Source organism: Rhodococcus sp. IEGM 1302, assembly GCF_030056935.1.
GTDB lineage: Bacteria > Actinomycetota > Actinomycetes > Mycobacteriales > Mycobacteriaceae > Rhodococcus_F > Rhodococcus_F qingshengii.
Genome location: NZ_JASHKY010000021.1, coordinates 62173 through 75654, shown reverse-complemented (window position 1 = coordinate 75654; position 13482 = coordinate 62173). Strand labels below are relative to the sequence as shown.

Genomic DNA, 13482 nt, shown 5'->3' with positions numbered 1-13482 from the left:
CGAGAAACCGGGACGAGACCCGAGCGGTCTCGTCCCGGTCGCCTAGGTAGCCGGAGTCGCTGAGTTTGCCCCGAGGAGCTCGGCGTCGGCCGTCCCGGAGTTCCGCTTCGGAATGGTGAAAGTTGCGCTCACGCACAGGATTGCGATGACGAAGCACGCCACTGTGTACCAGAGGTTCCCGATGGGATCTCCAGCGCTGGTGGAACCGTCGACCGCGTCGAAGAAGTCGGGAAGCGCACTCGCCCACAGGACGGCCATGACAACCAGGTACACCACGCTGTAGATCTGCACGAACCTGTTGGTGTGTGCAGGAGTGTTCGATTCTGCCGAGCGCAGGTGCGTCCATTGGCGGACGAGAACCACGATCGCGACCACTGTGAGGACTGCAAGTTCAGCGGCGTAGAGGAACCCGCGGACAGTGTCGCTTCCCATACCGAAGACCGTCGCCGGGAGCGGAAGAATGAACGTACCCAGCGAGGCCAGCAGGCCGATCACGATGGTGCGCCATACCAATTGAAGTCCGGAGAAGTGCTTGCCGGCATCGACGTGCCGTCCGACGAAGTACTGGACGCAGAATGCCAACGACATCGGCCACAGCGCGGCGAAGACGACCACGCTGGGAAGTGGAACCGCGTCGAACATGGGTTGGTTGATCGGGTTCGACGTCGACCACTCCCACCACCGCAACTGGGGCCCCAGGTGGTCGAAGATTTCGTAGAACGCATGGTGGACGAAGCCGACGCAGACAGCGCCCAGTAGTGGACCGTATTTGCGGAAAACGCCGAGCATTCTGACTATTTCGAAGGCCAACGTCGCCATCAGTGGATAGATGGCAACGATGTACAGCGGCAGTCGACCCCACATGAAGTCGACGGTGAACACGTTGTGCGCGAACATCGTGTCCACTTGTTCTTCGATGCCGAACGCCGCCGGGAAGTACAGCGGAGGCTCGATGATGAACAGGTAGGCGGTGGCGCCGAACCAGAGAACCAGATTGGTGGGGTCGCCGTTGCGGCGCAACCGCACGATCGCCAGGACCAGTGCGAGCACCGAGCCGACGATGATGGTCCATTCGAGGACGGGCAGGGTCCAGTTCTCCAGCGCCGCGGGGTTACGGAACTCGACGAGTCCACCTGCTTCCTGACAGGAGAAACCGAGTTCTGTTGCGAGCTGGGAGAACGTGGGGGAGCAGTGTTCTGCCATCAGTTGGCCCCTGACGTGATCGACTCGGCTTGTGCCTGAGATTCGGCGGTGTACCAGCGTGTGCAGTCGTAGCCGTCGTCGTAACGCTTGAACCACTGGTCGGCGAGTGCGGGGAGTTTCTCGTGGTCCGGGTTGTGATTGGGCATCTGGCTGCGGAAGACACCGCCGAGTGCGACGAGTTGTTCTCCGAGTTGAAGGTGATCGAAGGCGCGAGGCATCGTGCCCTTGGTCAGATACGGAGCGAACGACGTCAGAATCTTCTGCTTGGTGCGGTGGGTGGCGAACATCGACAGTGAGTCGACTTGCCGCTCGGAGAGCGGAACGTGCTGGTTGAAGCCTGCGCAGGCGATACGAATCACCTTCATGACGTGTGCGAAGATCGACGGCGCCATTCGCATCCGGTAAAGCTCGCTTCCGACAACGGAATTGAAGATGATCAGTGCCGAGCTGCGATGCTCGACCTCCTCGACGAAGTGCCAGATGAACAGTGACGCGACGCGGTCGTCTCCCGGGCGGAACAAGGTCGCCTCGTTGTCGAGCATCAGCTTGAACACCGGAGTGAAGGTCGCCTCTAGATCTGCGGTGTATGCAAGCCGGTAGTTCAGCGAGGTCGCCTCGGTCAGTAGATCGAATTCACCGATCACAGCGTCGAGCGTGTTCTGTAGTCCGGGGTAGCGCCTGATCAGAGCCTTCACATGCTGGCGGTGCGCGGTCGAGTGATGGCCTTCCTGACGCATGAACGCCACGGCTTCCTCGGCCACTTCAGGATCGCTGATCCGCGACTTGGTCTGCATGATCATCTTCACGATCATCTTCTCGAAACCGATGGCCAGGAACGAGACCGCGTTGGACATGCTCGACCAGGCCGGGTTCTCCGGGTTCCACAGGAAGGGAACGTCCTGATCCTCGAATCCGAAGTCCATTTTTCGGGGTTGAAGGTTGGTCACTTGTCGAACCTCGTCTTTCGGAGGGGCTGGTCAGGTGGCCGCTCTGGCACTCGAAGCCACGTGTGGCGGTAATCATACATATTGGTGTGCAGTTGTATGTTCACTTTCGGCGAGGGGAGTGAATTCGAGGGGCGCAGATGCAAAACCTGCCTGTGTTAGCCTGTGGCTCTTGGACTTCGAGCGCAAAGACATGGTTCGAGCCTCGTTCGAGCGAGGAAGTGGGCAGTGGCACGAAGGCGTGGGTGGGGCGGCAATCCACCGGACAGTGACGAAGATGCGTCTCGTCGCATTGTCGAGGCCGCGGTCGAGTTGATCGCACGGACGAGTTCGGAAATCAGCATCGGCGACGTCGCCGAGTCACTGGGCGTGATCCGGCAGACCGTGTATCGATACTTTCCCAGCGCTGACGCTCTGATGCGGGCAGCGGCGATCGCGTCGGTCGACGGCTATCTCGATCGACTCACCACACACGTGAGCGGCATCGAAGATCCCGTCGAGGCGATGACCGAGGGTGTCGTCTACACCCTGACCCAGGTCCACCGAACGCCGCATCTCGGCATTCTGCTCACCAGCACGAATTCGAGTCTTCATCCCGAGGGTCTGACCTCTCAGGAGGCGCAGGCCTTCGGAATGGCGATGATCACCCGCTTCGACGTGGACTGGGTGCGTTTCGGATACGACGACGCATCACTTCAGGAACTGGTCGAATACGTCCTGCGGACGATGCAGTCGTTTTTCCTCGCGCCCGGCGACCCGAAGCGGAGCGACGAAGAACTGCGGCGATACCTACGGCGCTGGATGGGTTCTGCGATCATCGCCCAGGGAAATTCTGTCAGTGGTGACCCGATCAGCGCAGAACCAGAGTCAAAACAACCGCGCTGACGCACGCGGCGATGACGACGGTCAGTGCGAACAGGTCGGCGAGCTGAGGGCGCTTGGGGTACGCCGCGATCAAACCGGTGCCCCCGCGAGCGGAGATCGCTTCACCCATCTCGGCAGAGCGCCGAATTGCCACCGACATGGTCGTGGTGATCAGATCGACTATCGAATTGTCGGCAGCGCTGTTCACCACAGCTTTCGGGCGTAGTCGTCGCGCCGCCACCAGGGTGAGCATCTCGTCGATCAAGAGCGGAAGTGAACGAATGCAGAGGGCCGTCGCGATCGCCCACTCGTCGACCGGGATCTTGAGGAATCGCAGCGGTCTACCGAGCGTTGCCAGTGCCGGCGCCACATCGCTCATCGACGTGGTCCATGCCAACATCAGTGAGACGCAGAGCAATACAAGACCGAACGTCACAGCTTGCAGGTAGATGAACACTGCGTCGAGGCCGATCGGAAGATTGATCAACGCGCCGAGCAGGATCAGCGCCCACAACCACCACGGAGGTCGCGGAACTGCAGTCGGGGGGATGCGTCCGATCACCGCGGTCAGCAACAACAATCCGAGTACGACGCCGATCGCCGGCCAGGACGGAGCGGTCACGACCACGATGCTGACGAGAACGACGGCAACGATCTTCGTTCCGGCCCACAATCGGTGGATCGGCGATGAAGTCGGGACTTCGCGCAGAAGTGTTGTCACGTCGTCGATCCTTCCAAGGCGCTGCTGGCGGCAGGGTCGAGGATGCGACCCTCCGACAGTCGAATTGTTCTGCTGCACACGGCGTCCATGCCGTCGACATCGTGGGAGATGACGACTACCGCGGTTCCGTTCCGACGAATCCACCTGAGTACGTTCAGGATTTCGTGTCGACCGGGTGGATCGAGACCGGCCAGCGGTTCGTCGAGGATGAGTACCCGCGGTTGGCGCACGAGGAGACCGGCCAGGACGACGCGTCGCATCTGTCCGCCGCTCAACTCGTCGATGCTGCGGCCGGCGATGTGACGGTCGAGTCCGACGGCGTCGAGCGCCCACGAGACTTGCACCGATCCGATCTCCGGACCTCCAGCGGCCTCGATGTCTTCGGCGACGGTTCGGCGTTGCAGCTGCAGTCGCGAATGCTGGAACGTGAGACCGACGATGCCGAGTTGGCGTGAGACGGGTTTGCCGTCGAAGACTGCGGTTCCCTTGCTCGGTGCGATCAAGCCCGCCATGATCCAGGCCAGAGTCGATTTACCGGAACCGTTGCCGCCCAGAACCAGCAGCCCGTCGCCGTCGCCGATTGTGAGATTGACGTCCGACAGTGCGCGCCGCGACCACGGAGTCCGGTCGTTGTACGTGTGGGTGACATCGGTGAGTTGGAGGACAGCTCGAGTGCTGACCGGCCACGGCGCAGGCGGAGGACCCCCGAACGTCGACGTCATCCAACCTGGTTGGTGATCGATCTGCCGTCCGCGTTGTAGTTGAATCACCCGATCTGCGTTGCGGGTGTCGGCGTGGTGATGGGTGACCAGTACCACGGCCATCGGGTGGCGTCGCGGAAGTTCGGCAAGGAGCGAGACCAATTCCTCCCGGCCGGCCTGATCGACCATCGCGGTGGCTTCGTCCGCGATCAGCAGAGCGGGGCGCCGCGCCAGCGCGGCTGCAACAGCCAGACGTTGCATCTCGCCACCGGACAGCCCGGAGGTCTCACGCATACCCATGCCCGCGAGTCCCACCTCGGCCAGCAGTGCATCGACGTCGGGATGCGACTCGGGGGGGAGCCCCCAGACGACGTCGTCCGCGACGCGGGTTCCGAGGATCTGGCTTTCGGGTCGTTGGAGGACGACGGCGGTTCCGCCGTGTCGGCCGAGACCGGCGGACCCGGGTCTCGTCAGCGTCCCGACAGTCGGCGCGCGACCGGCGAGCAACCGGGTGAGTGTGGACTTGCCCGAGCCGTTGTGGCCGACGACGGTGACGAACTCTCCTCGTCGCACGGTGAAGTTGACGTCGACGAGGGCCGGTGTCGTTGCACCCGGATAGGTGAAGCCCACGTGATCGAAAGTGACCGGCAGCGGATCGATCGGACGGTCGTCGGGTGCTGTCTGGAGCGGGTCGGCCGAAGGGAGTGCAGCCAATCGGTCGAGGACGGCGCCGAGGACGAAATAGGAGACGACGGTACTGAGGACGATTCCGGAGATGATGGACACGCCGATCCACAACCACCAGTAGTCGATGATCGAGCCGATGCTGTTCTCGATCCATTCGGCTGCGCCGACCAGTGTGGGGGCACGCTTCAAGATCTCGGCCACGCCCAACGCGGTGTTCTCGAGCGAGGTCAACAACAAGGTGCGCAGCGGAGCGAGAACAAGCAACAGGACTATGGAGAACAACGCCAGCGCGGGCCCGATGACCAATGACGACAGCAATGCGGAGACGAAGCCGAGACCGCGCCGCTTGACCGTACCGATGATTCCGCCGAGGAGAGCGCTCAATGCGACCGCCGCCGCAGATCCCGAACCCGCCGCGACAAAGGCGACTGCCGTGGCCGAGATACCGGCCGTCGTCACGGCGCGGACTCGGAAGCGCTGGGCAACAATTCCCATCGGAACGGCGGCCACGAGGTTGAGGGCGCTGGCCATGGGGATGACCGTGGCAATCACGGACAACGCGACCGTGAATCCGGCCATGACGGCACCCGTTGCCAACTCGAGTGGTCGAAGGTTGCCGGTTTCGCGGACTTGCGGACGGTTGCTCACTACGTCCAGTGTGCCAGTGGTGACATAACTCCCGCCCGACTGATGGTGAGCGCATCGGGGTGATTGCGTAGGCTTCACCTCAAACAATGCATCGGACGGAGCGTGGAAGACGTGAGTGCAGCACCCATCAGGGTCGGGGTTCTGGGAGCCAAGGGCAAGGTCGGTCGAGCGATCTGCGAGGCAGTGGAAGCTGCTCCCGATCTGGAACTCGTCGCTCAGGTCGACACCGGTGATCGCATCGAGACGTTTGTCGACACCCGCACTCAGGTAGTGGTCGATTTCACGCACCCCGACGTCGTCATGGGAAATCTGGAATTTCTCGTGGCCAACGGAATTCACGCAGTGATCGGCACCACCGGTTTCGACGAGTCCAGGCTTGCGACTGTGCAGTCCTGGCTTGACGCCCAGCCGGCAACGGGTGTTCTGATCGCCCCGAACTTCGCCATCGGTGCTGTGTTGTTGATGCGCTTCTCGGCTGCCGCGGCGCGCTTCTTCGATTCCGTCGAGGTTATCGAACTTCACCACCCCAACAAGGCAGATGCTCCCTCGGGCACCGCATACCGAACGGCCGCCATGATCGCCGAGGCTCGCGCGGAAGCAGGCGTCGGACGTAGCCCTGACGCCACCACGACCGAGCTCGAGGGTGCGCGCGGAGCGGACGTCGACGGCGTCCGGGTTCACTCCGTGCGGATGGCCGGACTGGTCGCGCATCAGGAAGTGATTCTCGGAACTCAGGGCGAGACACTGACCATTCGCCACGACTCGATCGACCGGAATTCGTTCGCGCCGGGCGTTCTGCTCGGTGTCCGCCAGATCGGCTCGCGTCCGGGTCTGACGGTCGGTATCGATTCCTTTCTCGATCTATGAACAAGACCACTCGCACCGTCGCACTGATCGTCGCGATTTGCATTGCGCTCGCGGTGTACTTCGTGCTGCTCGGCCAGCGCGGAATCCAGCTCATCCAGGACGGTGGCGGCGCCGCGATCGGTCTCGGGATCGGCGTGCTGATCCTGCCGTTCCTGGGGCTGTGGCTCGTCATCGCCACGCTCCGTGCCGGCTTCACGCACCAGCGCCTCGCGCAGCAGATTCACGACGAGGGCCTCGCTGTCGACGCGTCTGCGCTTCCGAAATTGCCTTCGGGCCGGATCGAGCGAGCGGCTGCCGACGAGTTGTTCGCCCAGATCAAGGTCGACTGGGAAGCAGACCCGGACAACTGGAAGCAGAACTTCCGACTTGCTCGCGCCTACGACTATGCCGGTGACCGAAGCCGGGCTCGGGAAACCATGCGACGGGCAGTCGAACTGGAACGCCGTTCACGAGGCAAGTAGGTGTCTACGCCGCGAAGCGGGGCCTGCTGAGACGCTACCGCTCCGGAACAGTTGTGGGAGATGACGGATCCGGAGTGGTGGGGTCGAATGGCGGCGGGTTGTTCGGGTCGAAGCTCGTCACCGGCACCGAACAGGTCGCGCCCACTTCGGGATACGTGTTCGGGTTGACGCGCAGAGCCGAGACGAACTGATCGATGCGCGCGTCCGCGGCGTTGTCGAGCTTGAGCTGACGGCCCCAAGACTGCAGCGAGATCGGCGAATCCAGGGTCGGATACGGCGACATCAACGTGTAGCTCATGCCCTCGACTCGCTGTGCCAAGCGAGCCTGATCCTCGCTCGAGACGAGGTCGGGGTTGTACGTGATCCACACGGCCCCGTGCTCGAGAGAATGGACCGCATTCTCGGTCCGAATCGCTTGTGGATAAACAACTCCGGTGCAGTTTGCCCAGACCGAGTCATGACGGCCGCCGAAGGGCGGTGAATATGTGTACGCCACGCGTTCGTTCGGGCGTACGTGTTGGGCTGCTGGGTAGTCGACCGTGACAACTCCGTCGATGGCTTCGGACGGATCCGGGTTGTCGATGCTCGGAACAAACGCATCCGGGCGCGGTGATCCTTCGAGGGAATTCGCACACGAAGCCAGTGCGAGAACTGCCGAGACCACCACTGTCGCTCGAAGTTGTTTGTTCACTCGGCCATGATAGCGGCGCCTGTCCGCTTTCCCGGGGACGCGAATCGACTACGACCCGAGAGAGCCGCTCGCTCCGCCCGACAGTGCGATGTCGCTGGCGCCGCGAAGAATTCGGATTGGTGGTAATGGCCCTCGGTATGCCTCGGAGCCACTGATCAGATCACCGGCAGCGTCGAACGCGATCGCCTCACCTTGTGGCTCATCGGGAAGGGAGACGCGAATCGGGTTGGTGTTCAACGCTTTCACGATATCGCCGTCGGGAGCTGCGTACAGGTAAGCGTCGGTATACGTGCGGAGCGCTACCACCGTGCCGTCCTTGCTCACGGCGCCGCCGGTGACAGCCATCGTTCCGGCGTGGGGGACGGGCCCACCGGGTGTGAGGGTGGGAGTAAATCTGAGCTGACCTACTTTGGCCAACATGGTCGGCGAGCCCGTACTCAGATCCTGAACCTGCTGTCGCTCAGCGGTTGTGTAGACCACGCTTGCACCCAGGTAGTCCTTGGTGACGATGACGGGAACCCCGTCGCTCTGGATCAGTAGTGTCTCGGCGTCGTGCGCGCCGTCGGGATAGACCAGGGGGTAGGAGGTCGCCGCACCTGAAGCCGGATCGAGTTCGATCAGCCCGACCGACGTTCGTACCGCGTTGTTGTCGCCGATGTCTGCCAGCCACAGGTGGCCGTCGGGAGTCGACGACAGATCCTCGACGTCGACACGAGGGGTGCCCACGCTGATCCAGCGCTGCACGTGGCAGTTCGAATCGAGTTCGGCGACCCGATCGTCGGAGCCGCTGTCGCCGATTGCGTACATCCCGGCCGCGGTGACGGTGAGTCCGGACAGCTCGGAAAGGCCTGCATCGGTGGGTGTGCACAGTACGTCGAAGACACGGGCCTGTTGCGCCGCCGCAGGAACGGTGTGAACGCCGACAATCGCGGCGGCGAGAACAACCGATCCGGCAGCCCAAGCAACTGAGTGGGCGAGCGGTCGATTCCAGATCACTATGCAGTCCTCCGGGCCGAAGAATCGGGACTTAGTACCCAAAGAATACTGGACGTCCGTCTCACTTTGACCGAAACTGCAAGAAATCGCATCTGCCGAGACGCCGTGATGCGTCAGTGATTCACCGAGTGAATCCGCGTGCAGGAGGGGATACTCGACTCACCGGAGATCGGCGGCGACGAGCAGGAAGTGACGAAGCGATGGCGAAGAGTGAGTCCGACAAGCAAGGCGCAGATTCCCCGTCTCGGTTGATCGACAAGCGAATCGAGGAACTCGGAGACTGGCGGGGCGAGATGCTCGCCCGGATACGAACTCTGATCAAAGAAGTGGATCCGGATGTGGTGGAGGAATGGAAGTGGCGAGGTGTTCCCGTGTGGTACCACGCCGGAATGATCTGTACCGGTGAGACTTACAAGAGCGCAGTGAAGGTGACCTTTGCCAAAGGCGCATCACTCGACGACGCTTCAGGACTCTTCAACTCCAGCCTCGAGGGCAATACGCGACGGGCGATCGATTTCCACGAGGGCCAAGCCGTCGACGAAAAGGCGTTCAAGGCACTCGTTCACGCCGCGATTGCCCTGAACACCTCGAAGAAGTGACGCCCTGTCAGAGATGATGTTCAGCGAGGTCGAACGCACTGAGTAGCGTGCGGAATTTTGTACTGGTCTCTCTCAATTCGATTTCCGGGTCGGAAGTAGCGACGATGCCGCCGCCGGCGTAGGCCCGCGCCGAGAGGCCGTCTGCTGCGATCTCGGCGCAACGAATAGCTACCATCCACTCGCCGTCTCCAGTCCGGTCGCACCAGCCCACGGCACCGGCATAGAACCCACGATCGGCTTCGGTTGCGGTGATGTGCTCGCGTGCGGCGACCGTCGGTGTGCCGCAGACAGCGGGAGTCGGATGCAGCGCCATTGCGAGTTCGAGCGAGGTCAGGCTCGGGTCGATCAGGACACCTTCGATCTTGGTCCCGAGATGCCACAGTTGCGGTGTCCGAAGGATTTCCGGTGCGCTGGGTGCATTGAAGGACGTGCACAGTGGTCCGAGTATCGCGCTGATGGAGTCGACGACAAACGCGTGTTCGGCCAGATCTTTGGTCGACGCGCGGAGTTGCTCGGCATTCGCCTCGTCCTGATCCGAATTCGGATGGCGTGCAATCGAGCCCGCCAGCGGGTGGCAGGTGACGACGCCGCCTCGCCTTTCGATCAGAACCTCGGGCGTCGAACCGACCAGCGAACGCCCGCGGTACTTTCCTCCGGCGGGGGACAGGTCGACGCAGAAACCGTTGTGCGCGTGATCGAGTGCAATCAGTTTCTCGGCCAGAGCGGCGGGGAAGATCGTGGACTCGGCCTCGATGGTCAGGGAGCGTGCGAGGACAACTTTGTCGAGTTCGCCTGCTCGAAGTCGTTCGATGGCTCCGCGGACCCTGTCGGTGTGGATCTGCGGGCTGGGTTCGAATCCGGCTACCCGCGAAGTGGGTAATGACGGGATGTTGGAGTGATATAGATCACCGCGGACTCGTGTGAAACTCAGTGGCGCGGTGAGGGCGGACGGCGTCTCCGGGGAGAACGGCAGGGCGCCGACGACCGAGTCGATGCGCCCGGTCTTGAGGGCTTCGGCAGCGTCGAAGGCCGAGTCGAATTCTTCGACTACTCCCGAAGTGCGGATCGACGTTTGCCTACGTGAGAGCAGGAAAACGGAGTCCGTTTCATCGTCAGTCCGGTTGTTGCGCAACGGGAATTCGGAGACTTCGGCGAGTGCTGACATGGACACCCTTCCAGTTCGACAGATTGCTTGTTATGTTGAGGCTAGCCTTAGTTTGGGTGAATTTGTGTTGCGAGCGCCCGGGTTGTGTACTTCCGTACCGTTATGGTTAGGCTGGCCTAAAGTCAAGGCGTGCGGACGGGGTCGACACGAGGGTTGGGTTGGCTCGATCTGAGCGCGTCGACCACTACTCGAGGAGACCGATGAGCAACACCGTGGACCGTGACCAGATCGTGCGCGACGTCGCCGAGGTTCTGTCGATGAGGGCAGAGCAACTCGGCGACGACGCGGACCTGGGTGACGAAGGCCTTGACTCGGTTCGCTTGATGACGCTCGTCGAACGGTGGCGGGGAGCGGGCGCGGATGCCGACTTCGCGGAGTTGGCAGAAGAGCCCACGATCAATGCCTGGGTTCAGGTCCTGTGCCCGCAGTGAGCGAGCGCCGAATCGCCGTGGTCACCGGTGCTGCGGCGGGGATCGGCGCCGCAGTGGCCCGTACGCTTGCGCGCGACGGGTATTCGCTGGCGTTGCTCGATCGCGACGACGTCGAATTGAAGCGGGTAACTGCGGAATTGGCAGAAACAATCGTCGAAGGCGCCGATATCGAGAGTCACGTCGTGGACGTGACCGATCGGCAGGCAGTCGACGCTGCAGTGGCCTCGACGATGGACACGTTCGGCCGGATCGACGCGCTCGCGCACGTCGCCGGAATTCTCGACACCGGATCGGTGCTGGACTCCGATCCGGACCAGTGGCGGAAGATATTCGGCGTCAACGTCTTCGGATTGCTGAACGTGCTGCAAAGCGTGGGACTGGAAATGCGTCGCCGTCGGGCCGGGGCGATCGTGGTCGTCTCGTCGAACGCGGCCGGTGTCCCACGTATCGGGATGGGTGCTTACGGTTCGTCCAAAGCTGCTGCCACCATGTTGGTTCGAACCGCTGGACTGGAGCTGGCTACTGACGGCATTCGTGTCAACGTGGTCGCTCCGGGATCCACCGACACAGCGATGCAGCGGTCACTGTGGTCGGACCCTTCCGACGATTCGGGTGCCGACGCGGTCATCGAAGGCAATCTGGCGAGCTATCGCCTGGGTATTCCGCTCGGAAAACTGGCCACCGCAGACGATATCGCGGACTCGGTGCACTTCCTGCTGTCCGACCGGGCGGCCCACATCACCATGCAGGCGCTGTACGTCGACGGTGGAGCGACGCTCAAAGCGTGAGACGTATTTGCTGACAGTACTTTCGAACAGGAGTCACTTGCATGACCTCGAGGATCGCTCGCGAGCCCTTGGCACCCGTCGCACAGTATCCACCCGATTTGGTGACGTATTATCGGGGACGAGGCTATTGGACTGACGAGACGCTGGCCGGATTCGTCACGGCCGCGGCCGCACGGCATCCCGACAATGAAGCGGTGGTCGGCAGCGATGCCTCTGGCACACAGACACGGCTGACGTATTCCGACCTCGATCGTCGCAGCTCGGCCGTGGCCGGAGGCCTGTCCGGCTTGGGTGTTCGCGCCGGTGACCGGGTGCTTCTGCAGCTGCCGAACATCGTGGAATACGTCGAAGCATTGTTCGGTGTGTTGAAGCTCGGCGCCCTGCCGGTATTCGGGTTGCCGGCGCATCGCCGAACCGAAATCGGATACTTCTGCCAGTTCGCTGATGTCGCTGCCTATATCGTCGCCGACCGTCATGGCGGGTTCGACTACCGCGCGCTGGCGCGTGAGGTGAACGAAGGCCTCGAGACTCCGCCTGTTGTGATCGTGGCCGGTGACCCCGAAGAGTTTGTCGGTTTCGATTCGCTGCGCGGATACGAGGTTCCCGTTCTTGCCGACGTCGATCCGTTGTCGGTCGCCTTTCTTCAGCTTTCCGGTGGCACGACCGGTGTTCCGAAGCTGATTCCGCGAACGCACGCCGACTACCTCTACTCGGTGCGAGCGTCCAACCCGATCTGTGGCGTCGACGACGCGACGCGCATGTTGGTGGTTCTTCCTGCAGCGCATAATTTTCCGATGAGTTCGCCGGGCATCCTGGGTGTTCTCCACGCGGGCGGCTCCGTGGTTCTGGCGCCGGACACCATGCCCTCCACAGCTTTCGGTCTGATCGAATCAGAGCGAGTCACGCACGCTTCCTTGGTTCCACCGATCGCGTTGGCCTGGATGGCCGCCCCCAGTAAGGCAGATCACGATCTGTCGAGCTTGCGGGTTCTCGGCGTCGGCGGAGCGAAGTTCAGCGCCGAAGCCGCTGCACGCGTACCCACGGAGTTGGGCTGCACCCTCCAGCAGGTGTTCGGGATGGCCGAGGGGCTGGTCAACTACACCCGCCTCGACGACACGCAAGAATTGATCGTCAGCACTCAGGGCCGGCCCATTTCACCCGACGACGAGGTTCGTGTGGTCGACGACGAAGGCGCGCTCGTCGCGCCCGGAACCACGGGGCACTTACTGACTCGGGGTCCGTACACGATCCGCGGCTATTACCGGGCGGATGCGCACAATGCCGAGGTCTTCGACGCCGAAGGTTTCTATCGCACCGGCGATCTGGTCAGCGTCACCGATTCAGGACATCTGATAGTCGAGGGGCGCGCAAAAGACCAGATCAACCGCGGCGGTGAGAAGGTTGCGGCCGAGGAGATCGAGAACCACCTGCTCTCGCATCCGGCTGTCCACGATGCGGCCGTCGTCGCCGTTCCCGACGAGTACCTGGGCGAACGAACCTGTGCTGTTCTGGTGATTTCCGGAGATGCACCGACCGTCGGCGAGATCAAGCGATACATACGAGGCCGAGGCGTTGCGGCGTACAAGGTTCCGGATCGAGTGGAGTTCGTGACCGAGTTCCCCGTCACCGGCGTCGGAAAGACCAGCAAGGCGGCCTTGCGCCGTGTTCTCAGCGAATCGATTGCCGCACAGACTCTGTCGAGTTGATCGGTTCCCA

14 protein-coding genes are annotated in these 13482 nt (G+C 62.4%); 7 read left to right on the top strand and 7 right to left on the bottom strand.

Annotated features, from left to right (window positions below):
• Window positions 1-42: 42 nt before the first annotated feature.
• Both QM609_RS22835 and QM609_RS22830 read right to left on the bottom strand, forming a co-directional pair.
• Window positions 43-1203, bottom strand: a complete 1161-nt coding sequence (locus QM609_RS22835; RefSeq protein WP_030535582.1) for a DUF7802 domain-containing protein — start codon at window positions 1201-1203, stop codon at window positions 43-45.
• Entirely contained in the window at window positions 1203-2150 is a 948-nt protein-coding gene (locus QM609_RS22830; protein WP_030535581.1) for a metal-dependent hydrolase, read from the bottom strand. The genes QM609_RS22835 and QM609_RS22830 overlap by 1 nt, the downstream gene beginning before the upstream one ends.
• 225 nt (window positions 2151-2375) lie before the next feature.
• Here QM609_RS22830 and QM609_RS22825 point away from each other — a divergent pair, with 225 nt between their 5' ends.
• Entirely contained in the window at window positions 2376-3032 is a 657-nt protein-coding gene (locus QM609_RS22825) for a TetR/AcrR family transcriptional regulator (protein WP_050655771.1), read from the top strand.
• Here the strand turns inward: QM609_RS22825 and QM609_RS22820 are convergent.
• Entirely contained in the window at window positions 2998-3732 is a 735-nt protein-coding gene (locus tag QM609_RS22820; protein WP_003942210.1) for an energy-coupling factor transporter transmembrane component T family protein, read from the bottom strand. The genes QM609_RS22825 and QM609_RS22820 overlap by 35 nt on opposite strands.
• Window positions 3729-5768, bottom strand: a complete 2040-nt coding sequence (locus QM609_RS22815) for an ATP-binding cassette domain-containing protein (RefSeq protein ID WP_082239034.1) — start codon at window positions 5766-5768, stop codon at window positions 3729-3731. The genes QM609_RS22820 and QM609_RS22815 overlap by 4 nt, the downstream gene beginning before the upstream one ends.
• Before the next feature lie 111 nt (window positions 5769-5879).
• Between QM609_RS22815 and dapB the strand changes: the two genes are divergently transcribed.
• Together dapB and QM609_RS22805 are read left to right on the top strand one after the other, a co-directional pair.
• On the top strand, window positions 5880-6635 hold the full coding sequence (gene dapB / locus QM609_RS22810; RefSeq protein WP_007735114.1) for a 4-hydroxy-tetrahydrodipicolinate reductase: 756 nt from the start codon (window positions 5880-5882) through the stop codon (window positions 6633-6635).
• Window positions 6632-7096 carry a hypothetical protein gene (locus tag QM609_RS22805; RefSeq protein WP_003942246.1) on the top strand — a complete coding sequence of 155 codons (465 nt, stop codon included), beginning with the start codon at window positions 6632-6634 and terminating at the stop codon, window positions 7094-7096. Before dapB ends, QM609_RS22805 begins: the two co-directional genes overlap by 4 nt.
• Window positions 7097-7130: 34 nt before the next feature.
• Here QM609_RS22805 and QM609_RS22800 read toward each other — a convergent pair whose 3' ends face one another.
• Together QM609_RS22800 and QM609_RS22795 are read right to left on the bottom strand one after the other, a co-directional pair.
• On the bottom strand, window positions 7131-7787 hold the full coding sequence (locus tag QM609_RS22800; RefSeq protein WP_003942235.1) for a thioredoxin-like domain-containing protein: 657 nt from the start codon (window positions 7785-7787) through the stop codon (window positions 7131-7133).
• Between the two features lie 48 nt (window positions 7788-7835).
• The gene (locus QM609_RS22795; protein WP_050655772.1) at window positions 7836-8783 is read right to left on the bottom strand and encodes a hypothetical protein; all 948 of its coding nucleotides are present in this window, start codon (window positions 8781-8783) and stop codon (window positions 7836-7838) included.
• 200 nt (window positions 8784-8983) lie between these two features.
• Between QM609_RS22795 and QM609_RS22790 the strand changes: the two genes are divergently transcribed.
• The gene (locus tag QM609_RS22790; protein WP_007735116.1) at window positions 8984-9382 is read left to right on the top strand and encodes a DUF1801 domain-containing protein; all 399 of its coding nucleotides are present in this window, start codon (window positions 8984-8986) and stop codon (window positions 9380-9382) included.
• A 7-nt stretch (window positions 9383-9389) separates the two neighbouring features.
• Here the strand turns inward: QM609_RS22790 and QM609_RS22785 are convergent, their stop codons facing one another.
• A complete protein-coding gene (locus tag QM609_RS22785) occupies window positions 9390-10547 on the bottom strand; it encodes an isochorismate synthase (RefSeq protein WP_020969440.1) in 1158 nt (385 codons plus the stop codon).
• Between the two features lie 200 nt (window positions 10548-10747).
• Between QM609_RS22785 and QM609_RS22780 the strand changes: the two genes are divergently transcribed.
• Genes QM609_RS22780 through QM609_RS22770 form a run of 3 tightly spaced genes read left to right on the top strand, consistent with a single transcriptional unit; the run spans window position 10748 to window position 13472 of the window.
• The gene (locus QM609_RS22780) at window positions 10748-10978 is read left to right on the top strand and encodes a phosphopantetheine-binding protein (RefSeq protein WP_003942230.1); all 231 of its coding nucleotides are present in this window, start codon (window positions 10748-10750) and stop codon (window positions 10976-10978) included.
• Window positions 10966-11766, top strand: a complete 801-nt coding sequence (locus tag QM609_RS22775; RefSeq protein WP_003942103.1) for a 2,3-dihydro-2,3-dihydroxybenzoate dehydrogenase — start codon at window positions 10966-10968, stop codon at window positions 11764-11766. The genes QM609_RS22780 and QM609_RS22775 overlap by 13 nt, the downstream gene beginning before the upstream one ends.
• A gap of 41 nt (window positions 11767-11807) precedes the next feature.
• Complete coding sequence (locus tag QM609_RS22770) at window positions 11808-13472, top strand: (2,3-dihydroxybenzoyl)adenylate synthase (protein ID WP_050655773.1); 1665 nt, start codon at window positions 11808-11810, stop codon at window positions 13470-13472.
• Window positions 13473-13482: the final 10 nt, after the last annotated feature.

Excerpts from the sequence above, each read along its gene's own strand:
- QM609_RS22780 (WP_003942230.1), top strand. The coding sequence starts at position 10,748 with ATGAGCAACACCGTGGACCGTGACCAGATCGTGCGCGACGTCGCCGAG.
- QM609_RS22790 (WP_007735116.1), top strand. The coding sequence starts at position 8,984 with ATGGCGAAGAGTGAGTCCGACAAGCAAGGCGCAGATTCCCCGTCTCGG.
- QM609_RS22805 (WP_003942246.1), top strand. The coding sequence starts at position 6,632 with ATGAACAAGACCACTCGCACCGTCGCACTGATCGTCGCGATTTGCATT.
- QM609_RS22770 (WP_050655773.1), top strand. The coding sequence starts at position 11,808 with ATGACCTCGAGGATCGCTCGCGAGCCCTTGGCACCCGTCGCACAGTAT.
- QM609_RS22785 (WP_020969440.1), bottom strand. The coding sequence starts at position 10,547 with ATGTCAGCACTCGCCGAAGTCTCCGAATTCCCGTTGCGCAACAACCGG.
- QM609_RS22835 (WP_030535582.1), bottom strand. The coding sequence starts at position 1,203 with ATGGCAGAACACTGCTCCCCCACGTTCTCCCAGCTCGCAACAGAACTC.